Origin of the sequence: Pandoraea horticolens, from assembly GCF_902459555.1 — a bacterium.
Taxonomy (GTDB): Bacteria; Pseudomonadota; Gammaproteobacteria; order Burkholderiales; family Burkholderiaceae; genus Pandoraea; species Pandoraea horticolens.
Genome location: NZ_CABPSM010000007.1, coordinates 13,582 through 39,175 on the forward strand (window position 1 = coordinate 13,582; position 25,594 = coordinate 39,175).

23 protein-coding genes and 1 pseudogene are annotated in these 25,594 nt (G+C 62.7%); 17 read left to right on the plus strand and 7 right to left on the minus strand.

Annotated features, from left to right (window positions below):
• Nucleotides 1-2: 2 nt before the first annotated feature.
• Nucleotides 3-854: a fumarylacetoacetate hydrolase family protein gene (locus tag PHO31112_RS13080; protein ID WP_150620903.1), complete on the minus strand. Its 852-nt coding sequence runs from the start codon at nucleotides 852-854 to the stop codon at nucleotides 3-5.
• A 114-nt stretch (nucleotides 855-968) separates the two neighbouring features.
• On the opposite strand from PHO31112_RS13080, the gene PHO31112_RS13085 reads away from it, so the two are divergent.
• Nucleotides 969-1,907 carry a LysR family transcriptional regulator gene (locus PHO31112_RS13085; protein WP_150620904.1) on the plus strand — a complete coding sequence of 313 codons (939 nt, stop codon included), beginning with the start codon at nucleotides 969-971 and terminating at the stop codon, nucleotides 1,905-1,907.
• A 126-nt stretch (nucleotides 1,908-2,033) separates the two neighbouring features.
• On the opposite strand, the gene PHO31112_RS13090 is transcribed toward PHO31112_RS13085, so the two are convergent.
• The gene (locus PHO31112_RS13090; protein ID WP_150620905.1) at nucleotides 2,034-3,095 is read right to left on the minus strand and encodes a porin; all 1,062 of its coding nucleotides are present in this window, start codon (nucleotides 3,093-3,095) and stop codon (nucleotides 2,034-2,036) included.
• A 304-nt stretch (nucleotides 3,096-3,399) separates the two neighbouring features.
• Nucleotides 3,400-4,938: a hypothetical protein gene (locus PHO31112_RS13095; RefSeq protein ID WP_150620906.1), complete on the minus strand. Its 1,539-nt coding sequence runs from the start codon at nucleotides 4,936-4,938 to the stop codon at nucleotides 3,400-3,402.
• A gap of 480 nt (nucleotides 4,939-5,418) precedes the next feature.
• Here PHO31112_RS13095 and PHO31112_RS13100 point away from each other — a divergent pair, with 480 nt between their 5' ends.
• Nucleotides 5,419-6,360: a flagellar brake protein gene (locus PHO31112_RS13100; RefSeq protein WP_150620907.1), complete on the plus strand. Its 942-nt coding sequence runs from the start codon at nucleotides 5,419-5,421 to the stop codon at nucleotides 6,358-6,360.
• Entirely contained in the window at nucleotides 6,360-7,151 is a 792-nt protein-coding gene (locus PHO31112_RS13105; RefSeq protein WP_174995701.1) for an IclR family transcriptional regulator, read from the plus strand. Before PHO31112_RS13100 ends, PHO31112_RS13105 begins: the two co-directional genes overlap by 1 nt.
• 85 nt (nucleotides 7,152-7,236) lie before the next feature.
• On the opposite strand, the gene dmpG is transcribed toward PHO31112_RS13105, so the two are convergent.
• Together dmpG and PHO31112_RS13115 are read right to left on the minus strand one after the other, a co-directional pair.
• On the minus strand, nucleotides 7,237-8,256 hold the full coding sequence (gene dmpG / locus PHO31112_RS13110; RefSeq protein ID WP_150620908.1) for a 4-hydroxy-2-oxovalerate aldolase: 1,020 nt from the start codon (nucleotides 8,254-8,256) through the stop codon (nucleotides 7,237-7,239).
• Between the two features lie 34 nt (nucleotides 8,257-8,290).
• Nucleotides 8,291-9,235, minus strand: coding sequence for an acetaldehyde dehydrogenase (acetylating) (locus PHO31112_RS13115; RefSeq protein WP_150620909.1), 945 nt, complete (start codon nucleotides 9,233-9,235; stop codon nucleotides 8,291-8,293).
• 733 nt (nucleotides 9,236-9,968) lie between these two features.
• Between PHO31112_RS13115 and pagP the strand changes: the two genes are divergently transcribed.
• A complete protein-coding gene (pagP, locus tag PHO31112_RS13120; protein WP_150620910.1) occupies nucleotides 9,969-10,631 on the plus strand; it encodes a lipid IV(A) palmitoyltransferase PagP in 663 nt (220 codons plus the stop codon).
• A gap of 22 nt (nucleotides 10,632-10,653) precedes the next feature.
• Here the strand turns inward: pagP and PHO31112_RS13125 are convergent, their stop codons facing one another.
• Nucleotides 10,654-11,907, minus strand: a complete 1,254-nt coding sequence (locus PHO31112_RS13125) for a sugar MFS transporter (RefSeq protein WP_150620911.1) — start codon at nucleotides 11,905-11,907, stop codon at nucleotides 10,654-10,656.
• Nucleotides 11,908-12,226: 319 nt separating this feature from the next.
• Between PHO31112_RS13125 and PHO31112_RS13130 the strand changes: the two genes are divergently transcribed.
• From PHO31112_RS13130 to PHO31112_RS13160, 7 genes are all read left to right on the plus strand, one after another.
• A complete protein-coding gene (locus PHO31112_RS13130) occupies nucleotides 12,227-13,288 on the plus strand; it encodes a hypothetical protein (RefSeq protein ID WP_150620912.1) in 1,062 nt (353 codons plus the stop codon).
• Nucleotides 13,289-13,601: 313 nt separating this feature from the next.
• Entirely contained in the window at nucleotides 13,602-14,060 is a 459-nt protein-coding gene (locus tag PHO31112_RS13135; protein ID WP_150620913.1) for an HU family DNA-binding protein, read from the plus strand.
• 474 nt (nucleotides 14,061-14,534) lie between these two features.
• Nucleotides 14,535-15,332, plus strand: coding sequence for a transporter substrate-binding domain-containing protein (locus PHO31112_RS13140; RefSeq protein WP_150621082.1), 798 nt, complete (start codon nucleotides 14,535-14,537; stop codon nucleotides 15,330-15,332).
• Nucleotides 15,333-15,692: 360 nt separating this feature from the next.
• Nucleotides 15,693-16,340, plus strand: coding sequence for a PadR family transcriptional regulator (locus PHO31112_RS13145; protein ID WP_150620914.1), 648 nt, complete (start codon nucleotides 15,693-15,695; stop codon nucleotides 16,338-16,340).
• Nucleotides 16,340-17,179 carry a siderophore-interacting protein gene (locus PHO31112_RS13150; protein ID WP_150620915.1) on the plus strand — a complete coding sequence of 280 codons (840 nt, stop codon included), beginning with the start codon at nucleotides 16,340-16,342 and terminating at the stop codon, nucleotides 17,177-17,179. The genes PHO31112_RS13145 and PHO31112_RS13150 overlap by 1 nt, the downstream gene beginning before the upstream one ends.
• A gap of 59 nt (nucleotides 17,180-17,238) precedes the next feature.
• Entirely contained in the window at nucleotides 17,239-17,589 is a 351-nt protein-coding gene (locus PHO31112_RS13155) for a cupin domain-containing protein (RefSeq protein WP_150620916.1), read from the plus strand.
• Between the two features lie 153 nt (nucleotides 17,590-17,742).
• Entirely contained in the window at nucleotides 17,743-18,090 is a 348-nt protein-coding gene (locus PHO31112_RS13160) for a hypothetical protein (RefSeq protein ID WP_150620917.1), read from the plus strand.
• Between the two features lie 127 nt (nucleotides 18,091-18,217).
• On the opposite strand, the gene PHO31112_RS13165 is transcribed toward PHO31112_RS13160, so the two are convergent.
• Nucleotides 18,218-18,973: an SDR family oxidoreductase gene (locus PHO31112_RS13165; protein ID WP_150620918.1), complete on the minus strand. Its 756-nt coding sequence runs from the start codon at nucleotides 18,971-18,973 to the stop codon at nucleotides 18,218-18,220.
• Nucleotides 18,974-19,475: 502 nt separating this feature from the next.
• Here PHO31112_RS13165 and PHO31112_RS28035 point away from each other — a divergent pair.
• The 6 genes and pseudogenes from PHO31112_RS28035 to aepY all read left to right on the plus strand — a co-directional run.
• Nucleotides 19,476-20,090: pseudogene (locus PHO31112_RS28035) on the plus strand (CDP-alcohol phosphatidyltransferase family protein); the annotation flags it as partial.
• A 33-nt stretch (nucleotides 20,091-20,123) separates the two neighbouring features.
• Nucleotides 20,124-20,873: a HalD/BesD family halogenase gene (locus tag PHO31112_RS27415; RefSeq protein ID WP_425495190.1), complete on the plus strand. Its 750-nt coding sequence runs from the start codon at nucleotides 20,124-20,126 to the stop codon at nucleotides 20,871-20,873.
• Nucleotides 20,874-21,896, plus strand: a complete 1,023-nt coding sequence (locus tag PHO31112_RS13175; RefSeq protein ID WP_150620919.1) for a flippase-like domain-containing protein — start codon at nucleotides 20,874-20,876, stop codon at nucleotides 21,894-21,896.
• Nucleotides 21,897-21,911: 15 nt separating this feature from the next.
• Nucleotides 21,912-22,676 (plus strand): phosphocholine cytidylyltransferase family protein, encoded by a 765-nt coding sequence (locus PHO31112_RS13180; RefSeq protein WP_150620920.1) that lies wholly within the window; start codon nucleotides 21,912-21,914, stop codon nucleotides 22,674-22,676.
• On the plus strand, nucleotides 22,673-24,382 hold the full coding sequence (gene aepX / locus PHO31112_RS13185; protein ID WP_150620921.1) for a phosphoenolpyruvate mutase: 1,710 nt from the start codon (nucleotides 22,673-22,675) through the stop codon (nucleotides 24,380-24,382). Before PHO31112_RS13180 ends, aepX begins: the two co-directional genes overlap by 4 nt.
• Entirely contained in the window at nucleotides 24,375-25,565 is a 1,191-nt protein-coding gene (aepY, locus tag PHO31112_RS13190; protein ID WP_150620922.1) for a phosphonopyruvate decarboxylase, read from the plus strand. Before aepX ends, aepY begins: the two co-directional genes overlap by 8 nt.
• Nucleotides 25,566-25,594: the final 29 nt, after the last annotated feature.

Genomic DNA, 25,594 nt, shown 5'->3' on the forward strand with positions numbered 1-25,594 from the left:
CTTCAGCCGGCAATGCCGACCTGATTACGCAGGATTCCAAGACCGGTGATTTCAACCTCGACCACATCACCATCTTTCATGTAGAGCGGGGGCTCACGTCGGTCACCGACGCCACCGGGGGTGCCGGTTGCGATCACGTCACCAGGAGAGAGCGGCGTAAATGCCGAGATGTATTCGACGAGGACGGGGATGTCGAAGATCAAGTCGCCGACGCTCGCCCGTTGCATCACGTTGCCGTTGACACGAGTCTCGAGCGTGAGCGTGCCGACATCGGGGACGTCCTCCGCGGTCACGAGATAAGGGCCAAAGGCTCCGGTGTCAGGGAAATTCTTGCCCGGCGTGAACTGATGTGTGTGACGCTGCCAGTCGCGCACTGTCACGTCGTTAAAGCACGCATAACCCGCAATGTGCTCAAAGGCTTGAGCTTTAGGAATGTGGCGTCCCCCCTTGCCGATGACAAACGCCAACTCCCCCTCCCAGTCGAAACGATCGGAAAACGCCGGACGGAGCACCGGGGCGCCGTCGGCGACCAGCGTGTCTGAGAATCGAAGGAATAGCGACGGATATTCGCTATCTGCGCGTTTCGTCTCTGCAACGTGGCTCTTGTAGTTCAACCCCACACAGATGACCTTGCCCGGATTGGGGATCACGGGCAGAGGGATCGTATCGGCGAAGGCCACACGCCCGCCCTGGCTGCCGGCATTCTCGCGCAGTTCTTTTAACGCGCCGTCACGAATGACCGAGGCGAGGTCGGGATGGCGCTCGAGAAAGGCGGCGGACGGGATGAGGTACTGGTCACCATCCACGCATCCGTAGATGGCATGACCTTTGAATTGAAAGCTAGCGAGTTTCAAGGCTGTCTCCGGTTTAGTGTTGCCACCACTATAGGAACCGCCAAGCCCTCAGCCTAGACAGAAATCACAGATGACAGATATGCTAAAAAAGAGATATCCAATTGGGAGGTTCGGATGAACCTTGAAACTGTTCGCCTGTTCCTCGAAGTGGCTGATGCCGGGAGCCTGAGCAAGGTGGCCGCACGTCGGCAGACCGTGCAATCGCACATCAGCCGGCAGATTGCCGAGTTCGAAATTTCCTGTGGAGGCCGACTGTTTCACCGCACGGGTCGTGGGGTCGTCTTGACAGAATTGGGCGAGCGCGCAGCCACCCGGCTTCGTGTCTGGTTGCATGAGACGGAGCAGCTATCCGAAGAGCTGAAATCCGATGCCGGGCATGTGATGGGCGAGGTACGACTCGGCATCCTTCCGTCCGCAGCCCACCCTCTCATGACGCGTCTCTTCCATCGACTTCAGGAGAAGCATCCGAGCGTACATCTATGCATCTCCGAAGCGCAGGGTGCCGAACTCGACGCCATGCTTGATGGTGGCGCAGTCGACCTAGCCATTCTGTTTCGTTTCCGGCGTCCTAGCGGGCGAGAGGAAAAGCTCCTCTGCGAAGCTCACACGTATCTCGTGTCGGCCCCCGATGACCCCCTGACGAACGAACCCACGGTGGATTTTGCGAAGTTACGAGGTCTACGCCTGGTAGTTCCCAGACGTCCGGGACAATGGAGACAGGCATTAGACGAAACCGCGCGAGGGATTGGATTCCAGTTGCAATCGGCAGTGGAGGCCGATTCACTCACCACTCAAAAAGAGTTGGTCGCGCATACGCCAGGCTTGTACGCGGTGCTTGGACCGTACGCATTTACGTCAGAGGTGGCCCGCGGCCACTTACGGGCGTCTCAGATTATCAAGCCCGACCTCTGTCGTCACGTGGTGCTTGCGATGCCCAGACATGGCAAGCACTCTGCGGCCTGCCGGGTTGTCGCAGACGAAATTCAGCAGATCATCGCCCAATGGGGATATCAGTTGACAGAACCGCCCGCGCTTCACGACAACGCTGATTGAAAGAAAGCGTTGGCTCCAGCAGGCCAAACTCAAAGTTCCCCCAAAAAGCCGCAAATAAAGCGGCCCCGAGCCAATCGGGGCATCGCATAGCGTCGCCGGGAAAGCAAGTCGTCAGGCGGGTTTCCGTTAGAACGCGTGCCTTACGCCAAGACCATAGCTGCTTCCAGAAGGGCTCCCAGCGATTTTGTCGTACGAATATACAACGTACACGTCGGTACGCTTCGACAAATAGTAATCGTAGGCAATCGACCCAGTGTTATGGATCGCGTCACTGCGAGGCGGGCCGCTTTGCTTCGTGAACGCCCACTCGGCCAGCACTGTGGACACCGGAGTAACCGGGATCGACATGCCGGTCTCATAGGTGTGGGTGCCGACCTGAGTGGTCGTTGTATTGGTTGTTTGCATTGCACCGTAGAACTTCGCAAAGCCTGCGTCGTAAGTTGCACCGGCCAGATACAAATACTGTACAGCGCCGGGTGACGCCACCGCAGCGCGCACGCGCTGCGCAGAAAGCGCAACCTGCAGGCGGCCGTTTTCGTAGTTCAAATGCAAGCCCAGATTATCGCGCCCCTGCTGCCCTGCGACGCCGCTTACGCCGTATTGCACGACCCCCGTCAGCCCCTGGAACGATGGGCTGGCATAGCTAATGGCGTTACTCCAGACGGTATCGCCGATAACGGTATTGTTATATGACGCTGTGTATGACTGCGCCACCAGCGGCGAAAACACCACCGATGAGCCGAACGGGTTGAGGAGAATTTGGTTCAGATAAGTTTGAGTCGTTTGCTCCCCCAACTTCAACGTGCCATATGCCGTCGACAGACCTACATAGGCATTTCTCGAGAAAAGCCCGTCCGTTGAATTTCTCCCCATCTGGCCGGTATTGGGGCGAAAAAAACTCTCAAGTACGAAGATCAGAGTGTTCCCTCCTCCTAGATCTTCCCTTCCCCGCATCCCCCAGAAAGACGTCTGCATCCCGCCTCCACTTGCTTGCACGCTTCCCTGCCGTGTTGTACTGACCTTTGATTGGTCGACGTACATGCCGATAAGCCCGTATAGCTCGACAGACGAAAGCCCGCTCTGCCTTGATTGCGCAGATGCCGTCGTCCCGTAAAGCACCAGCGACGCGACGGCCAAGCGACCGCAATATCCCAAATAGCGGGTACCCGCTTTCTTGAAACAGCCCATCTCTTCGTCTCCGTGATCATTATTCTTCGTGCGACACATCCCTGTCGTGTGCGCTCGTGGCCTTAAAGAAATATGACTTCATGGCCGAAACTGGGAACCGCGAATTTCGGCCCATTTTTTCGGCACCAATGCCTCCGCCCTCTTCTTTCGGTGGTTGTGACATTTTTGGCGTCAGATTTCCAAGGCAAGTCTATGAATCACCAGAACCGGCAGATAGGCGCATATCAGTGATTTCTGATATGCCCGGCAAGAGATGTCTTCGTTCGCGGAAGACGTGTTAGAAAAACGGCACGCTTTGACACGCTCAGACCCGAGTCGATTCGACGTCGATGTGCGCAACACTGGACCGTGTGCGCGTCACACCCGCCGGGTCGTCCGGCGGCGATTCGACATCGTGCGCCGCTCCCGCGCACGACGACGATGACAACGACGACGACGACACCGCCCGCTCCAGCAGCGCCGAACTCCAGTGCTGATACAGCAGCAATAGCCGATACGACGCGCGCGCCGGGGTTGCAACGCCCCACCGCCACGCGTCGCCCGTCCAGCGATGTCCCCAAGGACTCTCCCCCGGTTTCAGGCTCAGATAGCTGATACCGTCGACGCACGACGTATGGCATAGCACGCCGAACCGCTCGCAAACGCCATCGATCTCGCTTGCCGTCAACGACTCGCACGAAGCGAGTAAGTGCTCACGCAGCACGTCATGCGATGCGATCTTCGTCAGAAGCGGCGTGTCGCAGTGCGCGCAGAGCTGCGTCATGCGCGCTACGCGGTCAAGCACCGCCGTCTGGTCCGCAGCAGGCACGTCTGCGAGCCGCGCACAAAGCAACTGCCACCGATGCGTCAAATCTTGCGCGTCAAGCGTGAACGCAGTATTGCGCGCCCATGTGCCCAGCAAACTCGTCACTGCGCGACAGGAATCGAGCATCAGACCCGCCACGCGCAAGACGCCCCGGTAGCCATTGATTTCGGCTGGCGGACTCGTGAACCACGATGGCACCCAGAGCCCCAGCCGCGCGGGCGGTATCGCCGTATTGGCGAATGTGAAAAGCGTCGCCACGTCGCGAGCCCGCGTGAGCGTGCCTAACGTGTTGCGCCCCGACGTGGGCGCCGCCGGCGGCGGCATCGCGACGCACGCCTCCAGCAACCGGCATCCCGCGTCCATGCGTTTGAGCACTTCGTCGACCGCATGATGGCGAATCAACGTCGGCGAACCGAGCGACTGCGTGATGACCCCCTTCGCGCCCTCGAACGCCAGCAGCGTCCAGTCGGCCCACGGCACCCCGAATGGCGTGTTCGCTGCCGACGCGCCGCGAACGGTAGCTTGCGGGCCGTCACCCTCCGTTGCCCCCTGTTGATGGAAGCACGCGGCAATGATCGCGAGCATCGACAGATTGCCGACAAGGGACAACGCGTCGCGCGCTCCTCGGAAGCGCCACCCCCGGTCGCCCGTCGCGGCGATCGTCTCGAGCCATTGCGCGATATCGCGGTGCACCTGCTCGACCGCGATGCCGCAGGGGACGAAAAGGTCGGGAGCGGTGAGCGCGCCGTCACCGTGAGTGGGCGCCAACATCGCTTCGACCTGCACCAGCGTATCTCCCAGACGCGCATCTCGCTGATGTGCAAGATCGAACTCCTTGCGATAGAAGTGCTGACATGGCCCGGTACTCACCCACAAGCCCGCCCACGCCAGGGCAAATGCACGCGCTAGCTCAGGATCGATACGACGCGACGTGTCGATGCCGTTGCGCCCTGCATCGCAGGCCGCGTTGGCCGTTCGCGCCAGACCTTCACCAAGCCCGTTTGCCCCGGCGCGATGCTGCGCCGACGCCTCATGCATGTCTGCTAACTCAATGTCTGGCGTCGTGCACCTGCCAACGTTCCAACCGTTTTCGCCTACACCGTTCGGGTACCACATCGCTCCCCCCACATAATCGTCGCCGGGCGCGCCGGCAAACTGTCGACTATAGGCAGGCGGCACCGAACGCGTAGCACCCCGTCGAGCGGACACGCACGCCGGCCCCGGCAATCCGGTCTCAACGGCAATGAACGTCACGCACAGCGCCCTCCCCAGCGAGTGCCCACTTACGCAGCTTGCACAGGCGCGGGAATGCATCCCCTCTCGCCAAGTGCCAATGCGGCGCGGTAGACTTTCGCCAACCCTGACGTCTGCGGTTCTGTTTGCACGCTTTGGCGAGTACCCACTTCGCTGACATTGACGCGAAGCCAGTGTGCCGATGCCACCCCTGCCAACCGGCCAACGATCCACGACCTTTCGACGCCCCAACGCGAGCGCGCCTGTCGCGCACACCTAGCTTCTATGCCCAACACCCCTTCTCAAGCGTCTGCCACCACCGCGCTTCCCCTCGTCCCGCTCACGCCCGACGAGATACCGCTGGGGGACGCCCTGCCCTGGGCTATCGTCGATCAAACCGGAGAACCGTTGCTCGCCGAAGGCGACATGGTTCCCACGCAGGCTGGACGTGACTGGCTCTTCACCTCGTTCGCGCCGCACCGGATGGCCAATCTCGGCGAAGACGACGCGGCGCTGGCCGACATTGCTCCGTCACCGGCACCGGCCACCGGCGAACCCACGTCCGCCGCTGGGATGCCCCCAGCGCAGTACGCGCTCACCGACCTCAATCTGCGCCCCGGCGATTGGCTACAGATTCAATTGCCGCCAGGGGCCGGATCGCAGCGGGTGCGCACGCGCGTCATTGGTCATGCACCGAATCAGATGCTGTTCGTCACGGTGCCGACCGGCCGCACTGCACCTCCCGCCTTGCAAGCGAGCGAGCGACTTGAACTGTGGACTTTCTCGGAGGAAGACATTTACCACTTCGTCTGTACCGTCGAACGTGCCGAGCGAGCGCCGTTCGATTACGTCATTCTCTCGGCACCCGCGCAGATTCGCCGCAAGGTGCTGCGCCGTTCTCAACGCGTGTCCGCGAAGCGGGTCGCGTCGGTCGTCGCGGGTGAGGCGAGTCACCTCGCATTGCTGCAGGACGTGAGCGCCGAAGGCGTTTCACTGCTGGCGGACACGCCGCTTGGCGCGCCCGGCGAGCGCATGCAACTGGCATTTCGCGTGCGTGTCGGTGAAATCGACATGCCCATCGAAGCCACCGGCATGATTCGCGGCGTTCAACAAGGCGATGACGGAAGCTACCTTCACGGCATCGAATTGCCCATGCTCAAACCCTCGCATTACGCCGCACTCAAGTGCTACGTCTATGAGCGCCTGCTCGCGCTCGGGGGGGCCTGATGGCAAAGCCGAAGTCCGTGCAAGCCGAGCGGCCCCGCACACTCGCCAGTCAGACACTTTTCCGCGGTCTCGATATCGTGGAAGCGGTCGCCGCCGGCATCGACACCGTGCCGGCCCTGTGCGCACACACCGGCATCACGCCGTCGACAACGCACCGCATTGCATCGGCCCTGGTGCACGCGGGGTATCTGCGATTCGAACCGCGTCGCGGTTATCGCCTGGGTAACAAGCTCATCGAGTTGGGTTTTCTCGCGTATCGTCAGATCGACTTGCCGCGTGTCGCCCGGCCGACGCTGGAGCAGTTGGCAAGCGAGACACAGGACACCGTACATCTGGCCGTCGCCGATGGCTGGGAGGTGATGTACCTCGACAAGTTGCCGGGGCAACGCGCCGTGGAAATCAGCTCGCGCATCGGCGGTCGCAAGCCGATCTGCGTGACCGGCGTGGGCAAGGCGTTGCTGCTCGATCAGGACGAAGCGCAATGGCAAGCGCAGCTCAAGCACTATCAAGCGCAACAGCCCTCGCATCCGGTCGACACGGCGGCATGGCTCGCTCGCATGCATGACTATGCCCGCCTCGGTTACGCCTTCGATCTGGAAGACGATACACCGCAGATCCGTTGCGTGGCGGCCCCGGTGTACGACGCAAGCCAGCACATCGTGGCCGCCATCAGTGTCTCGAGTACGACCAAGTACATGAGCCGCGAGCGCATGCAGGAACTCGTGCCGCGCGTGAAAAGCGCCGCGGCACAGATCAGCCGTCAGCTCGGGTGGTCCGGCAACACACGCTGACTCCCCTCATCGACAGACGAAAAAAAGCCGGCCCCTGCCTGAAGGGGGCAGGGGCCGGCATCGCTACCGCGTCGGAGATGCTACGTCAGGCAGCGCGACGCTTGAGCAGATCGAGCGCAACGTCGACGATCATGTCCTCCTGACCGCCCACCATGCGACGCTGCCCCAGCTCGACAAGAATGTCGACGGTCTTGAGGTCATAGCGCGCCGCAGCAGCTTCGGCGTGACGCAGGAAGCTCGAGTACACACCGGCATAGCCGAGCGCCAACGTCTCACGATCCACCCGCACGGCACGATCTTGCAGCGGACGCACGATGTCATCGGCCGCGTCCATCAGCGTGTACAGATCGCAGCCGTGGTTCCAGCCCAGACGCGACGCCGCCGCGACGAACACTTCCAGCGGCGCATTGCCCGCGCCCGCGCCCATGCCCGCAAGGCTGGCGTCGATGCGATCGCAACCCTCTTCCACCGCAACGATAGAGTTCGCCACACCCAGACTCAGATTGTGGTGCGCGTGCATGCCCGTAAGGGTCTCGGGCTTGAGCACCTCCTTGAATGCGCGGAAGCGGTCTCGCACATCGTTCATACCCAGTGCGCCGCCCGAATCGACCACATAGATGCAGGTCGCGCCGTACGACTCCATCAGTTTGGCCTGTTCGGCCAGATGCTGCGGCGTGGTCATGTGGCTCATCATCAGGAAGCCGACGGTATCCATGCCCAACTCGCGAGCGTATGCAATGTGCTGACAGGAGACGTCGGCCTCGGTGCAATGCGTTGCGATACGGACCACGCGGGCGCCGGCATCGTAGGCTTCACGCAGATCGTGCACAGTGCCCACGCCCGGCAGCAACAGCGTGGCGACCTTGGCATGCGTCACGGTCTCCGCCACGGCGGCGATCCACTCGAGATCGGTGTGCGCGCCAAAACCATAGTTGAAGCTCGAACCGGCGAGGCCGTCGCCGTGCGCCACTTCGATGGAATCGACGCGGGCGGCATCCAGCGCGGCGGCAATCGCCTTCACGTTGGCAATGCTGTACTGGTGACGAATCGCGTGGCTGCCGTCGCGCAGCGTCACGTCGGAGATATAGAGCTTTTTCTGCGTCATGATGGGGTATGTCTCCTGATAGCGCGCGCGACGCTCAAGCGGCAAGCGCCAGGCGGGTGGCGGCGATACGATCGGCACAGGCCAGCGCGGCGCTGGTCATGATGTCGAGGTTGCCCGCGTAGGCCGGCAAATAGTGCGCGGCACCTTCCACTTCGAGGAAAACCGAAGTCTTCAAGCCGGTGAGCTTGCCCAGCCCCGGTACGTTCAGCACGCGCGAAGCGTCGAACAACTCGAACTGCACTTGTTGCTTGAGGCGGTAACCCGGCACATAGGCATGCACCTTGTCGACCATCGCCTGAATGCTGGCTTCGATGGCAGCCTGATCGCCCGGCTCCGACAGCACGAACACGGTGTCGCGCATGATGAGCGGCGGCTCGGCCGGGTTCAGCACGATGATCGCCTTGCCGCGCGAGGCGCCACCCAGCACTTCGATCGCCTTCGACGTCGTTTCGGTGAACTCGTCGATATTGGCGCGCGTGCCGGGACCTGCCGACTTGCTCGAGATCGACGCGACGATCTCCGCGTAATGCACCTTCGCCACTTGCGAGATAGCCGCCACCATGGGAATCGTCGCCTGACCGCCGCACGTCACCATGTTGATGTTGCGCGCGTCCAGATGCGCGTCGAGGTTGATCGACGGGATTACATACGGGCCGATGGCCGCAGGCGTCAGATCGATCACCTGTACGCCGCGCGCTTGCAACAGCGCGTTGTGATGCGCATGCGCCTTGGCCGACGTGGCGTCGAATACGATGCGAATGTCTTCGAAGCCCGGCATCGCCAACAGACCGTCGATACCGCCGGCCGTGACCGGCACGCCCAGGCGCTGCGCGCGCGCCAAACCATCCGAGGCCGGATCGATACCGACCATCGCCCCCATTTCCAGATGCTCGCTGTTACGCATCACCTTGATCATCAGGTCGGTGCCGATGTTGCCCGAGCCAATGATCGCCACTTTCTGTTTGTGTCGTTCCGTCACTGTCGTCTCCTGAACGTGTCCGTCCGCCGGTATGAGGCGCATCGTAATTCCGCGACAACTTAAATGTCAATATGTAAACATTGATCTCATATATTGAGATCAATGACGAGTATGGCTTATCCACACTTTTTGTTCACAAGCCCGTTGATAACTTGCGGAAAAGCATGACAAGTCGCTGATTCGACAGGGAAGAATTGCCGCGCGCGAAAGTTGTGCCATGTGCTGCAAAACAAGGCGTGGCGCGGGTTTGGCCAAGGATGGGTTATCCACAGAATCTGTTTACAAGCCAGTGGACAACTCGCGGATAGACGACTCAAGTCCTTGATCGGGTGGAGGAAAAATGCGGCGCGCATTTGCTGCGCCCTCTCGGTATCCTATTGAGCGCCAGTCTTCGCGCGGCCTGAGGCGTGCGCGACCGGGTCCACGCGGCTCGGTGTTATCCACAGAAAATGTTCACAACCCGGTGAATAACACGTCGATATCCGCGATATCTCATTGACGCGAAAGGACATCTTTGCCGCGCAACAGGTTCGGTCAATCGATGCATCATGAGTGAGCATTCGCGCAAACAGGCGGCGTTTCGAACTTTTGCGGTGGTGGTGAGGTCTAGAGACTTGAATGCCGGTCACGCGATGCATTGCGGTGATACCGCCGATGTCCGCCATGTCCCTATGGTCCGCACGATGTCGACACTTACCATCGACACGTTTTTCGCAAAAAGACGCACTCAACCATGCCTACGAACCCCCGACTCACCGGGCGGCTCGCGCTTTCGATTCGACTCGCACCGCTTGCCTCCCCCTGCCGGAAGTCGCCACACCCTCGGCGCCGCTCGCTCGCTGCCCTCGGCGCCGCATCGATATTCCTGTCGCCACTCGCAGCGCAGGCCGACGACGCTCCCGGCGGCATTTCGACCTGGGCCGGCGCCATCGTCGATGAATTCCGCGACGTGGCGACACAGGGGGCAAGCGATCTGTACGTGCCGCTGCGTACGCATCACCTGCGCTTCGCGTACACCCGCGAAAAGATCGCCCAATACAATGAAAACCCGTGGGGTCTCGGCTACGGCCGCGTGCTGTCCGACGGCAAGAACGGCTCACGCATGCTGTACGCCATGGCGTTCAAAGATTCGCACAACGACTGGTCGCCGATGGCGGGTTATGGGCGCATCTGGAACGTCGCGACTGCCGGCCCCGTGCGATTCGGCCTCGGCTACACCGTCTTTCTGATGTCGCGCTCCGACACGCTCCGCGGTGTGCCCTTCCCTGCCGCGCTGCCCCTCGCAGAAATCGGCGTGGGGCGCGCATCCGTCTCGACCGCTTACGTGCCGGGCGGCAAAGGCAACGGCAACGTGCTGTTCATCTTCGGGCGCTACACGTTCGGCAAACCAGGCTGAGTCCCCGCCTTCGACAGGCCGCTCACGTCGGCGTCACGGCCGATTTCTCATCGGTGACATCGGTGCCGGGTTCCGATTCGGGCATGATCCGCGCACACCATGCACCGAAGCCGGCGATGTAACTGTAGGCCAGCGCCGGGACAAGGAACGACAGCACGATTCCGACACTGTCCGCCAGCGCGCCTTGCAGGTACGGCAATATCGCGCCACCGACAATCGCCATGCAGATCAACCCGCCGCCCTCGCTGACGCGTGCCCCGAGCCCGCCCACGGAGAGCGAGAAAATCGTCGGAAACATGATTGCGTTGCCAAGACCGCAAGCCAGCAACAGCCACATTGCAAACGACGCGTGCAACGCCAGCGACGCGAGAATCAGCGTCAGGTTGTAGAGCGCGCACAGGCTCAAGAGTCGTCCCGCCGACACCTTGCGCAGCAGCCACGCTCCTACGAATCTCCCCACCATCGCTCCCCCCCAGTAAAACGCCAGATAACGGCTCGCATGCGCGTGGTCGAGAATGCCCGTGCCCGTTTGCGTCAGGTAGACGATCAGGAAGCTGCCGATACTGACTTCTGCCCCGACATAAAGAAATAGCGCCACGATGCCGTAACGCAATGGACGGTGTGCCATCAAGCTATGTACGTTACCGAGCAAGCCCGGCGGTGTGGCATGGGCGGTGCGCTGCTCGGGCAGCGTCAATCGCCAGAGCACCACGCCGCCGATGGCGAGCACTGCGGCGAGCAAGCCATAGGGACCTCGTACGCTGTCCACGGCGTGAGCGCTGGCTGTCGTTGCCTGCGGCGCGAGGATCCAGAGCGCGGCGAGCGGCGGCCCGACGGTCGTTCCCAGCGAGTTGAACGCTTGCACGAGTGTGAGACGGCTTGCCGCAGCGCCGCGCGAACCCAAGGTCTCGACATAGGCGTTCACGGCGACTTGCAGCAGGGTAATGCCGCTCGCCAGCACGAAAAGCGCGGCAAGAAAGCAGGGATAGGACGTCAGCGCGGCCGCCGGAAAAAACAGTGCGCAGCCCAGACCCGCCAGCCATAGGGAACTGGCCAGCGCACGTCGATAGCCGACACGCGCGGTGTATTGCCCCGCCGGGTACGACACCACGAAATAGGCAGCGAAGAAACTGGATTGAATCAGCGCCGCGTCACGATAGGTCAAGTCGAAGGCCGCCTTGAAGTGAGGCACGAGAATATCGTTCAGCGACGTAATGAGCCCCACGGCGAAGAAAAGCGTCGCGAGCATCGCAAGGACGCGATTCACGGAAGGCATGGGGGATGCAGGGGAGTCATTGGGAGGGGGTAAATCGGAACGGCCGGGGGCATTCGTGCGATCGACAAGCATGCATGTCTCCAGAAGCCAACGGGCAGTGGCTCATTGAATGAGGGGCCAATGCCCGTCAGTGTAGAACGCGCTATCGATGCCGGGATACGGGTGAATTCTCATAATTGCGTGACGCTGCAATGGCATGCGATACGCCTTCGATTCCCCGTTTCCCCTTGCTTTTCGCTGTTTTCGGCGCTTGTCAGCCGACGTCTTTTGATCGACTATCCGCAGGCATAAGATATGCCGCCACATTCGAGGAAACATCATGCGGGGTTTCAGTTCTTTAAAGATCGCGACGGGATGGCTCGTCGCGGGCCTGCTCGGCCTGGCCGCGCAGGCGCAGGCACAGTCCGGTGGCGCGTCACGCGCTCCGGTCGCCGCGTGTAATTGCGCGCAGATCGTTGCCGACTGTTCGGCCTCCGTGTCGGTGGTCCCGACACGCGCCACCAACAGCGTTTTTTCCGCCGACGTCATGCTGCAAACCGACGCCCCCTCGTGCGCCAAGGTCGACTATCAGCTCGACGACACGCCTTACGTCACGATTTTGCGCGACGGCGCTCAGGGCGGGCAACGGCTCTACGGCACACGTCCGCTGACACGCAACAGCCTCTCTCACATGTCGTGTCACGTGTGCGCAGCCGCCTCCGCACCGGTGCCGAACGATGGCCTGCCACCCGATATGGCGCGCGTGGACGGTGCGCCCGGCACGTTCAGCGCGGCGCCCGCCGCCGCAGTGCAGCCGTCACCCGGCAACACCAGCACTTACGCGCCGCCCGCCGCCGCTTCGCAAAACGCCGCTATCGCGGCGACGGCCCCCCAAACCAGCACACCGCTGCCGAGCGCCATTGGCGACACATCGGGGCTGAATGCGGTGAACGCCTCGAGCGCCGGCTCGCCGGACGTCGCTCGCGACGTCGCGGCAATCGATGCGCCGCCGCCCGCAGGCGCCACGCTCGTCACGCCACCGATCGCCCCGGGCACCGCCGCGCAGGCCGGCGCAACGGTGCCGGTGCGCGTCGTGAATCCGTCGGGCCGCTGGCGTGGTCTGTGCACAAACGCACCGCCGTGGTGGGGTTTTTGGGGTTCGCCGATGACGCGGCTGATGGCGCTTGCGCTCAACGGCGCGCAAGTGACCGGCAGTATCGACGACGTCGAACCGAACATTCACACCGCCGTGCAGGGCACGCTTGCGGGTGATCGTCTGCAACTCGCAGGCAGCTATGGCGCGAGGCACAACGTCACTTTTGGCCCCGACGGCACGACGCTCACCGACGCCTGGTGCAACAGCGACGGCCGCTGCGAAACCTGCGAAATGCAGCGTTTCTAAGGGTTTCAGGGCCGTCGGGAGTGAATGGCGATGCGTCGGACGCGCACAAAAATCGCGTAAAAAAACTGCGGCGAAACCCGCGAAGGAATCGCGCTGAGAATTCACGGCGACAGGAACGAATCGGCACGTTGCGAACGAAACGAATCGAAATGTAGCGCGATCACCGCTCAGCCTTGTGCGGCAAGCACGCAACATAATTCGCGCACTACTCTCACAAAGCGATTTCTTAGGTAGAATCGTCGGCGCAGCAAGACGTATCATTCGGGTGGCCGTTCTCCGACGGCACTTTCTTATTCTCATCGATTGGATCGATATGGCAACGGCAAAGAAAGCAGCAGCAAAGAAGGCCCCTGTGGCGAAAAAAGCTCCGGCAGCAAAGAAGGCTCCGGTAGCGAAAAAGGCAGCCCCGAAGGCAGCTCCCAAGGCCGCCCCGAAGGCAGCCGCCAGCGGCAAGGTTTCGCCGCTCAAGGAAGCGCTCAACAAAACCCAGCTCGCAGCGCACCTCGCCGAACAATCGGCTGTCGCCGTGAAGGAAGTCAAGGCAGTGCTGGCCGCGCTCGAGAACACCATCGTCAGCTCGCTGCACAAGAAGGGTGCTGGCGAATTCACGCTGCATGGCCTGTTCAAGGTCACGTCGCAACAAATCGCTGCCAAGGCGAAGCGTTTCGGCAAAGACCCGTTCACGGGTCAGGAGCGTTGGTTCCCGGCCAAACCGGCTTCGGTACGCGTGAAGGTTCGCCCGCTGAAGAAGGTCAAGGACGCTGCCCAGTAAGTCTTGCCGTCGCGCCGCCGTGGCATCTGCGGCAGCGTGAATTGCAAAGACCTGGCAGGCAAGGCCTGAGTACGGTGCCGATTTCCGGCACCGTTTTTTTTCGTCCTCATTTTGTTTTCGCCCCCTGCCTGAGGCGGATTTCGTCATCCTCATCACTTTGGCGACGAAACACCGCTCGTCCAAAACTCAGGGTTTTCGCTGGGGTTTGTGCGGAGTGGACGCATCCTGTGTCGCCCGCTACCATCGCTCGGGGACAGCCGTCAGCCAGCAAAAGGAAGCACGCCTTGCACCGCGAACTGGCGTTTTCGGCGATGTCTTCGCGGCCTCAGGAGACCCTGCATGACTCGCAAGTTTTCGCGTCACCCTGCGCAATCGCAACACGTGTCGTCGCACCCTGCCAGCCGGCGAACCGCTCCGGGCACCGTGGATATCAGTTCCCGCCGCAGTTTTCTCGCCACGCTCGGCGTTGCCGCCATGCCGGCCGCGTTCGTCGGATCGCTCGGCGGCACCCTCGGAGGACTGCTCACCAGCACGCTGTCACTGTTCTCCGCCCCCGCCCATGCGCAGACCGTTGCCGGCATCAAAAAGAAGGGCACGCTCAACGTCGGCATGCTTATCGACTTCCCGCCGTACGGCACGACGAATGCGCAAGCGCAGCCGGACGGTTACGACGCTGACGTCGCAAGACTGCTGGCCAATGATCTGGGTGTGAAGCTCAACATCATGCCGGTCACGGGGCCAAACCGGATTCCGTATCTGCTCAGCGGCAAGGTGGATGTTCTCGTCGCCTCGCTCGCCATTACGCCTGAGCGCGCCAAGCAGGTCCAGTTCTCCAAACCGTACGCCGCCGCGACCATCGTGCTGCTCGGCAAAACGGGCGCACCCATCAAGTCTGCCGCCGATCTGAAAGGCGTACGTGTGAGCGTTGCGCGCGCAAGTACACAGGACATGGCGCTCACCAAGACGGCCCCCGAAGGCACCGAGATCCGCCGTTTCGACGACGATGCTTCCGCAATGCAAGCGCTGCTCACCGGACAGGTCGACGCCATCGGCTGCTCCGTGACGGTCGCGAATGCGATTCGTCAACGCGCGCCGGGCCAATTCGAGCCGAAGTTCAATTTGCTGCAACAGGCGATGGGCATCGCGATGCGCCTCAATCAGCCGGAGTTGCTGGCTGCGGTCAACGACTTCGTCACACGCAATACGGCCAACGGCGAGTTGAACAAGCGATATCGCAAGTGGCTCGAGACCGATCTTCCGAAGCTGGAGTAAGCGCCGCCGGTGATTCGCGCACATTGCGCGTAGCGCGGCGGCAGTCCCTCGAACCGTTGGGCGCCAAACCAAGCCCGGCGATCTGGTGCAACGAGCGAGTCGTATAAGACATAAATCGCCATAGCCGCCACGAATCAATGCCCCTCAGCGGCCGGGGGCGAGTACCGCATCGGCATTTCGAAACGCGCATTTCGATATAGTCTCCGCGCTTTCCCCTCCCTCAGAAAATACCTCGTCTCCCTCACCAAACAGGGATTTCGCCCATTTTCCATAGGATCGCAACATAAGAAAAGTTTTGCTTTCGATGCAATTTAGATATATCGTAAACATGTCTCAATTACATCGATAAGGAGTCGCATCATGCGTGGATCACGTGGCGATTTCATGGGCCGTGGCCCATTGGACCTGGACAAAATGGATTTTGGCGACGAGCGGCGTGGTGCACGCTACGGACGGCGCGGCAGTGGCGAGGGCTATGGTGACGGCCGTTTCGGACGCGACGACGAAGTCCGCGGTGAACGAGCTGGCCGAGGCGGACGCGGTGGCGGCCGCCTTTTCAGTCACGGCGGCTTGCGACTCGTGCTGCTGCATCTGATTGCACAACAACCGCGTCACGGTTACGAACTCATCAAAGCCATCGAAGAGAGCGTGAACGGGACGTACAGCCCAAGCCCGGGCGTCGTCTACCCGACGCTCACACTGCTCGAAGAAATGGGCTACATCCGCGAGCAGGAAAGCACGGTCGACAGCCAGCGCAAGTCTTACGAGATCACCGACGCCGGGCGCGAGTATCTGGCCGAAAACGAAGACTCGATCACGGAACTGCTCGCGCGGCTCGCAACGCGCCGCGAACGCTCGGAAGACATGCCGCCGCAAGTCATGCGCGCGCTGCACAATTTTAAATATGCCGTGCATTTGCGTCTGGGCGGCGAGCCGCTCACGACCGAACAAGCCAACACGTTCGCCGCGATTCTCGACGCGGCCGCACAACAACTGGAGCGACTCTGATGCAAGACAACGCTGCACCGAACGCCATCGCCGATCGCACGCCGCAACGGGTGCGCCACGAACTTCGCATGCGTCTGCTCGAAGTGCGCAGCGTCGAGTCACTCACGCCGCACATGGTGCGCGTGACGCTCTGCGGCAACGACCTCGAAGGCTTCACCAGCCCCGGCTTCGACGACCACGTCAAACTCTTCTTCCCCAACCCCGAGACCGGCGAACTGGCGCTGCCGCAGATCGGTGTCGAGGGCGTGACCAAACCGGCGCCCGGCGACGCACCCCGGCTCATGCGCGACTACACGCCGCGTCAATATGACGCGGCGACGAAAACGCTCACGATCGATTTCGCCATGCATGAATCGGGGCCGGCCACCCAGTGGGCGCGCACAGCCAAGCCGGGAGACCGCATCGGCGTAGGCGGCCCGCGTGGCTCGTTCGTCATTCCCATGAACTTCGACGGCTACGTGCTCATCGGCGACGACACGGCGCTGCCGGCGATTGCGCGGCGTCTGACTGAGTTGCCCGCTGGCGCACTGGTGTTCGTCTTCGCAGAAGTCGACAGTCCGGCCGACCGTCTGCGCTTCGCGAGCAACGCCGATGTGGTGGTGGAATGGATCTACCGTGAAGGCAAGCCTGCTGGCGAAAGCACTGCCCTGCTCGACGCCCTTCAGGTCGCCACATTGCCCAGCGGTGATATCCATGTGTGGGTCGCGGCGGAAGCCGGCGTGGCAAAGGCCGTGCGCCGCCATCTCGTCGACACTCGCGGCCTGAACCCGAAATGGGTGAAGGCGGCCGCCTACTGGCGACGCGGCGACGCCGCCGTGCACGAGAATCTGGACGATTGAAGGCGTGGCAGCGCGTGTATGCTTTCTATCCTCTGCGCAAGAGAGAACGCTTAGTACGTATGGATACGCCACCGTTGCCCGACACGAACCTGTTTGCCGGCCTGCCCTCGCACCCCGATCCGAAGGCCGCCGAGCAGTTCGACATATTGCTCGCGCGGCCGGGGCTGCGGATCGAGCGCATCGTCTCGACCGGCCAGGCGTCGCCCGCAGGCTTCTGGTATGACCAGGCGCAGCACGAGTGGGTCGTGTTGCTCACCGGCGCCGCGGGTCTGGCTTTCGCCGACACGCCCGGCCAGACGCTTGTGCTGAGAGCAGGCGATGCGGTGACGATTGCCGCCCATCGGCGTCATCGTGTGGCATGGACAGCCCAAGGCGAAACCACCGTCTGGCTGGCGATTCACTACGATTGACGCCGGTCCGTCCGTCCCCTTTGGAGAAATTCCCTGCCATATTTCGGAATTGCCTGATAGAAATGCCAGGAACAAATTCCGACTATGAAAACGCGCCCGGGGATGTCGAATCTCGGCACCCGGAGGGCGGTTCACCCAAGGGGGTACGACGACATGGAGCAACGCAAAAGACACGACGGCTTCGAGCGTTGGGCAGCGGGCGCGACAGCGCGTCAGACGGGGCGGGACGATGCCCGCTGGCGCGTGTTTCGCGCTCCAGAGCAGGCAGACTTTCACGGGTTCGTCGTCTGGTGTTACGCGCAAGGCGTGTTTCTCGGTCAGGAGTTTGACCGGCGTACCGACACCATCACGCATTGCTACGTGCGTAACGGTGCCTGGGCCGTGCAATTCGATTCGTATGGGGAAGCTTGTGAGCGTGCTTTCGACATTCACACGCCGACGCTGATTCTGTACGCACCGGAGCGCAACGGCAGCGTTTTCATCACCAGCACCGAGCAGTAGGCGGCACGTCACACCGCTGTCGGCTGCACCAAGACGGCACCGGCCGGCAATACGCCGGCTGGTGCCTTTTTTTCGGGCGTCACCCGCCGCACGGGGGGCGGCAAGCACTCACGCCCGGCGGGCTGGATCAGGCGTAGTTACGGATGTCGTCGATCTCGGTCTGACCGAAATCGTCACGCTCGGTCAGCGCCAGAATGCGGCGAGCCACATCTTCCGGCGAAGCGAGCTTGCCGCTCGCCTTGAGGTCCTGAAAACGTGCCAGTGCCGGGAAACTGTCCGCGCTGCTGCTGCGAATGGTCTCCTGCATACCGGTATCGACCACACCGGGGGCCAGCGACACCGCCTGCACACCGTGTTCCCGGTGTTCAGCGTTGACCACCCGCGTATACATATCCAGCGCGGCCTTGGTCGAACAGTAGACCGCCCAGCCAGCGTTCGGATTGCGGCCGGCGCCCGACGAGATATTCACAATCTGCCGTTTGGCGGCCAGCCCTTGCGTGGCGGTAAGAAAGCGGGCTGTGAGCAACATGACCGAGGTCACGTTCAGTGCGAATGCCGCACCGATCGCGGCCGGGTCCGTCAGGGCCGAGCTATTGGCAACAGGGTTGACCGTGCCCGCGTTGTTGATCAACAGATAGCGGCCGGCGTCGCGCGGCAGCACGGAGAAGATTCGATCGGCGACCTGCGCCGTTGCCTGAGTATCGGCCAGATCGACGGCGATTTGTTCGAGCGTGACGCCTTGTGCACTCGCCAATTCGGCGAGGTCATCGTCCGTGCGACGTGCCAGCGTCACGAGATGGGTGCCGGGGGCGAGCAGACCGCGTGCGAGCGCCGCGCCGAGACCACGGGATGCGCCGGTAAGGATGGCAATCGTTTGGGACATGGGGAGATGTGCGGTCGGATAACACCGCAAAAAAGAACTAACGGGAACGCCATTATCCGCGCATCGTCCCGGCACCGCTATCCCGGCCACTCGGCATTTTCCAGTCAAGCCGGGCGTGAGGGCTTGCGCGGATCGCCACCGGTGCGTCGAAACGACACCGGGTTCCTGCAAGCGAAATGGAGTATTGCGGAATATAATTGCGAATTCAATGCGCTTATAACCTAAGGTAGTAAAACGTATTTGGCGAGGCCCCCGGAACGATCGGCATGCTCGCGCGGCGAGAGGTTTACCGCACGTCAATTCCCCGAACCGTCAAGGTTGTCGCGGTAAGTACAGGTGTTTTAGGTGCACTGCACATTACCGCCTTATGGGTATATATTCCCCCCTCATGGAAACGATACCGAAAATCATTTCGGCGCCTGCTGCTGCGCCGGCCACAAGCAATACTGCACGTCCCGTGCCGCCGCGCCCGCGCCAATACGATGCGCGGCTTGCGCGCTGGATGGTCGCACCGCTCGTCGATACCCGAGTCAGTCCGAACCACCTCACGACGCTTCGCCTGATCGTCGGGCTGGCCTGCGCCTGGGCATTTGCGCAAGGGGGCTACGCGATGGCCAATCTGGGCGCCGTGCTGCTCGTTCTGTCGAACTTCATCGATCATACGGATGGCGAACTAGCGCGCATCAGCGGCAAGACGAGCCGCATTGGCCACCTGTACGACCTGGCCTCGGACGCCTTGGTGACCGTGCTGCTGTTCGGCGGTATCGGCATGGGCGTGGCGGCTGTCGCCCCGGACCAATACCCGCTGCCCGTGCCGCTCTCGGCATCCGCGCTCGGCTGGATTGCCGGCATTGCGGTGGCCCTGATCTTCTTCCTGCGCATGCGCATCGAAGACCGCGTGGGCAAGGCCGGCACGAAGCAGGCGTCCGTCGGTGGTTTCGAGACGGAAGACGTGCTCTATCTGATGCCGCTCGTCACGCTGTTCGACGGCACGCGCGGCTTCCTGATCGCCGCCGCCATCGGCGCGCCGATCTTCGCACTGCTCGTGATCGCCGACTACGTGCGCGTCATGCGCCGCGCGCTGCCGGTCGAGGCCGGCGAGTCTGCCGCCACGGCCGAGGCCGCCACCGCAGTCGAGGCAGTCCAGCCGATGGCGCCTGCGGCGTTCGCGGCAGACGCCGAAATCGAACGTGCACTGGACGCCATCGACTTCGACGCCGCGACCCGCGAGTTCAAGTCGCAGGACGCATTCATCTATCTCGATAAGTTCCTGCCGAAAACGGTCACGGAACAATTGATCGCCGTGGTCCGTTCGGTCACACCGAACGTCAACCGCAACTACCTTCCCGGTCACAAACAGGGCGGCAGCGTGAGCCGCCATACGCTCGACGAGCTTGCCCCGTTCGTGGCCGAGCTGTACCGCTCGCCCGCCCTGATGCGCTTCCTGGAACGTCTGGCCGGTGAAAAGCTGCTGCCGTCGCCGCAAGACGACCCGCACGCGTATGCGCTGTATTACTACACGCGCCCGGGCGATCACATCGGCTGGCACTATGACACGTCGTACTACAAGGGCCGCCGCTACACGCTGCTGCTTGGCGTGGTGGACCAATCGAGCTGCAAGCTCGAATACCGGCTTCACACCCGCAACCCCGGCGTGGCGCAAGTCGAAGGCGCAGTGGCGTATCCGCCCGGCGCGCTGGTGTTCTTCGACGGGGACAAACTGCATCACCGGATCACGCCGCTCGGCGAAAACGAGGAGCGCGTCTCGCTCACGTTCGAGTATGTGACCGACCCGCGTATGGGCACGTGGCAGCGCTTCATCTCGAACATGAAAGATGCCATCGCCTACTTCGGTTTCCGCCAAGTGTTTCGTCAGATATTAGGACGGACGAAACGCTAAATGAACCGGACTGCCATCGTATCTCTCACCCTAGGTTTCGCCCTTTTTGTCGCCCTGCTCATCTGGCAGGGCACGGGATCGGTGATGTCGACGCTGGCGGTCGCCGGCTGGGGACTGTTGCCTATCGCCGCCTTCCACCTCGTGCCGCTGGTGCTTGACGCCGCCGCCATTCAGGTGCTGGTGGCGAAATCCTGTTCGCTGCGCCGCGCCACGCTCACGCGCTGGGTTGGGGAGTCGGTCAACAGCCTGCTGCCGGCCGGTCAGATCGGCGGGCCGATCGCGATGGTGCGTCAAATGAAGCAACGCGGGTTGGCCGGTCGCGAAGCGGCGGCCGCCATCACCGTGAGCACAACGCTGCAAGCGGTGGCGCAGATCGTTTTCGCGCTGCTGGGATTGGCCGTCTTCGGCATCAGCGCGACACAAGGCGCCGGTGACAGCCTGTGGCTGCCGATGCTGCTTGCCACCGCGCTCATCTCCGCCCTGCTCTACGCGTTCTACGTCGCACAACGGCGCGGCCTCTTCGGCTGGGCATTCCGTATGCTCGCCAGAATGTCGTCCAAGCGCGACTGGTCGTCGCTGCTCGACCGGGCGGACGCCGTCGACGAAATCGTGCAACGGATGTACGGCCGGCGCCGTCAGGTGCTCGCAAGCTTTTTGCTCAGCCTTGTTGGCTGGATCGTCGGCACAGTGGAAGTCTGGCTGATTCTGCAATTCATCGGCTACCCGGTGAGCTGGATCGACGCGATGCTGCTCGAAAGTCTCGGGCAGGCGATTCGCGGCGCCGCGTTCTTCGTGCCGGGTTCGCTCGGCGTGCAGGAAGGCGGTTACCTGCTGCTCGCCCCGCTCGTGGGTCTGCCGGCCGACGCCGCGCTGGCTCTCTCCCTGGCCAAACGTACGCGCGAGCTGCTGCTCGGCGTGCCGGGCCTCGTCTATCTGCATTTCTCCGAACGTGGCTGGCGCCGCCGGCGTGCCTCGCAACAAAGCGTGTCGCTGCCTGCCGCCACGGATTCTGCACCGCTCTAAAGAAGGATATTCATCATGCGGGCCATCATTCTCGCAGCAGGCATGGGCCTGCGTTTGCTACAGCCCGAAGATAAGCAGTCGCCCAAGTGCCTGCTGCCGTTCGACGGCATGTCGCTGCTCGAGCGCCACCTGCGCATGCTCGCGGCGGCGGGAATCACCGATGTCGTGCTGGCGCTCGGCTTCCATCACGAGCAAGTGAGCGAAGCCCTCGATCGCCTGAACTGGACGCCGCGTCCACAGATCCGTCTGAACCCGGAGTTCCATCTGGGCAGCGTGCTGACCCTGCACACGGCCGCCGATGCGATGACCGCTGGCGGCGACGTGCTCGTCATGGACGCGGATGTGCTCTACGACCAACGCATCTTCAACGCTCTGGTGGCCGGTGAGACGGCGAACCGTCTGCTCATCGACCGCGATTTCGAAGTCGGCGACGAGCCGGTCAAGTTGTGCCTGCGCAACGGTGTCCCCGTCGAACTGCGCAAACAGGTGATGGCCGGTCTCGAATATGACACCGTGGGCGAATCGGTCGGCTTCTTCCGCTTCAACGAAGCGACGGCGACACGTCTGGCGGAAATCGCCCGCGATTACGTCGAATCGAGCCGCGCCAAGATGCCGCACGAAGAAGCCGTGCGCGATCTGCTGCTCGAGCGCGGCGCGCAATTCGAAACGGCCGATGTCACGGGCTTCCCGTGGATCGAAATCGACTACCCTGAAGATGTAAAGCGCGCCACCGAACAGGTGCTGCCGCAACTCGAACCGCTCACGATGGTGTCAGAATGAACGCTCCCGACGCATTCACCCCGCCGCCGACCGCCACGCGCGCGTCGCAACTGCGCGCCATGCTGCGCAGTAATCAACTCGAATTCCTGATGGAAGCCCACAACGGCCTGTCCGCACGTATCGTGCGTGAAGCAGGCTTCAAGGGCATCTGGGCATCGGGCCTTGCCATCTCGGCGCAGTTCGGTGTGCGCGACAACAACGAAGCCAGTTGGACGCAGGTTGTCGAGAACCTCGAATTCATGGCCGACGCCAGCGATCTTCCGATCCTGCTCGACGGCGACACCGGCTATGGCAACTTCAACAACATGCGACGCCTCGTGCGCAAGCTCGAACAACGTGGCGTGGCCGGCGTGTGTATCGAAGACAAGATATTCCCGAAGACCAACAGCTTCATCGGCGGCGAGCGCCAGCCGCTCGCGGACATCGACGAATTCTGCGGCAAAATCAAGGCAGGCAAGGACTCGCAGGCCGACGACGACTTCTCGATCGTGGCGCGCGTCGAAGCACTGATCGCCGGCTGGGGCATGGAAGAAGCCCTGCGCCGGGCCGAAGCCTATCGTCAGGCCGGTGCCGACGCCATCCTGATTCACAGCAAACTCAAGCGTGCCGACGAAATCGTGCAATTCGCCCGCGAGTGGGATAACCGCTGCCCGCTGGTGATCGTGCCGACCAAGTACTACAGCACGCCCACCGATGTGTTCCGCGAAGCCGGCATCAGCGTCGTGATCTGGGCGAACCACCTGATTCGCTCCGCCACGTCGGCCATGCAGGCCGTGGCCGCCGAAATCCACCGCAGCGAGACCCTCGTCAACGTCGAAGACCGTATTGCGACCGTCGATGAGATCTTCCGCCTGCAAGACGCCGACGAATACACCGAAGCGGAAGACCGTTACCTGTCTGCTGCGAACGCACCGCGCTCGGCCATCGTGCTCGCCGCCAGTCGTGGCAAGAACCTCGAGAGCGTGACGACCGACCGTCCGAAGGTGATGCTGCCCGTTGCTGGCAAGCCGTTGCTGCGCTGGCTGGTCGACGGTTTCAAGAAGCAGAATGTGAACGACATCACGGTCGTGGGCGGCTATCGCGCCGACGCCATCGAGACCGCAGGCATTACGCTCGCCGTCAACGAACGGTATGCCGAAACCGGCGAACTCGCCTCACTCGCCCGCGTGGCTAATGCCTTCACGCACGACACGGTGATCTCCTACGGCGACCTGCTGTTCCGCAGCTACATCGTGCGCGATCTGGTGGAGAGCAACGCCGATTTCACCGTTGTCGTCGACTCGACGGCCGCGACGACGGCCAATGCCGCCAACGCCAGCGTGCGCGACTTCGCGTACTGCTCGGCGGGCGACGACCGTGGCCTGTTTGGCCAGCAAGTGCTGCTGGAGAAGATCAGCGGCAACGCTGCGGACGACGGGCGCACGCCCAATGGCCGCTGGATCGGCTTGCTCGGTGTGCGTGGCGACGAAGGCCGTGCGCAACTGCAACGCGTCTTCACGGCATTGCAGGCACGCCCAGACTTCGACCAGCTCGGCATACCCGAACTGATCAACGCCCTCGCGGCGGACGGCGCCAAGATCGAAGTGCAATACGTGCACGGCCACTGGCGTGGCGTGAACGACATGGAGGAATTCCGCCGCGCGGCAGACTTCGCCCATGGTCAGACGCCGTTTAGCAGCGCCGCCCCGGAGGCCCAAGGTGATTGAGGCCGGACAGTTCGTCGAAGCCGCGCGCAAGCACGGCTTCACCTGGTACACCGGCGTGCCGTGTTCGTTCCTCACGCCGTTCATCAACTACGTGCTGCAAGACCCGACGCTGCACTATCTGTCGGCGGCCAACGAGGGCGACGCCGTCGCCATCGCGGCCGGCGCCACGCTCGGTGAGGGCGGTGGCGCACGCTCGGTCACGATGATGCAGAACTCGGGCCTCGGCAACGCCGTGAGCCCGCTGACTTCGCTCACATGGACCTTCCGCCTGCCGCAGTTGCTGATTGTGACCTGGCGTGGCCAGCCGGGCATTACCGATGAGCCGCAACACGCCCTCATGGGCCCGATCACGCCGGCCATGCTCGACCTGATGGAAGTGCCCTGGGAGTTGTTCCCCACCGAGTCCGAGGCGATTGCGCCGGCGCTGGAGCGCGCGGTCCGTCACATGGACGAGACCGGACGCCCCTACGCACTCGTGATGCAAAAAGGCAGCGTGGCGCCCTACCCGCTGCAACCGGCCGAGCGCCCGGCGCGTCCGGTACAGCCCGCGCCGGTGTCGCTCATGAAGGGTGTCTCCCCGTCCGAGCTGCCAGCGCGTCGCGAGGCGCTGGCCCGTGTGATCGCCCACACGCCGCTCGAAGACACTGTCGTGCTGGCATCGACCGGCTTCTGCGGCCGCGAACTGTATGCGCTCGACGACCGCGCCAACCAGTTGTACATGGTTGGCTCGATGGGCTGCGTCACGACGCTGGCGCTGGGCCTCGCCTTGGCACGCCCCGACCTGCGCGTGGTCGCCCTCGACGGTGACGGCGCCGCGCTCATGCGCATGGGCGCCTTTGCCACGCTGGGCGCGTACGGTCCGTCGAATCTCATTCATCTGCTGCTCGACAACGCATCGCACGACTCGACCGGCGCGCAGGCCACGGTCTCGCCGACGGTGTCGTTCGCGGGCGTGGCTGCCGCAAGCGGTTATGCGCTCGCGCTCGAAGGGGATACGCTCGACGTCATCGAGCCGTTGTTCGACAGCCGCACCGCCGGGTTGAGCGAGGGTCCGCGTTTCGCTTGCCTGATCACGCGTCCGGGCACGCCTGACGGACTGCCGCGCCCGAAGATCACGCCGGAAGCCGTGAAGGCACGCCTGATGGACCATATTGCACAACAACGCGTACAGGCTTCGGCCTGAGCGGTCTCCCCCATTCACGAAATCTGCCG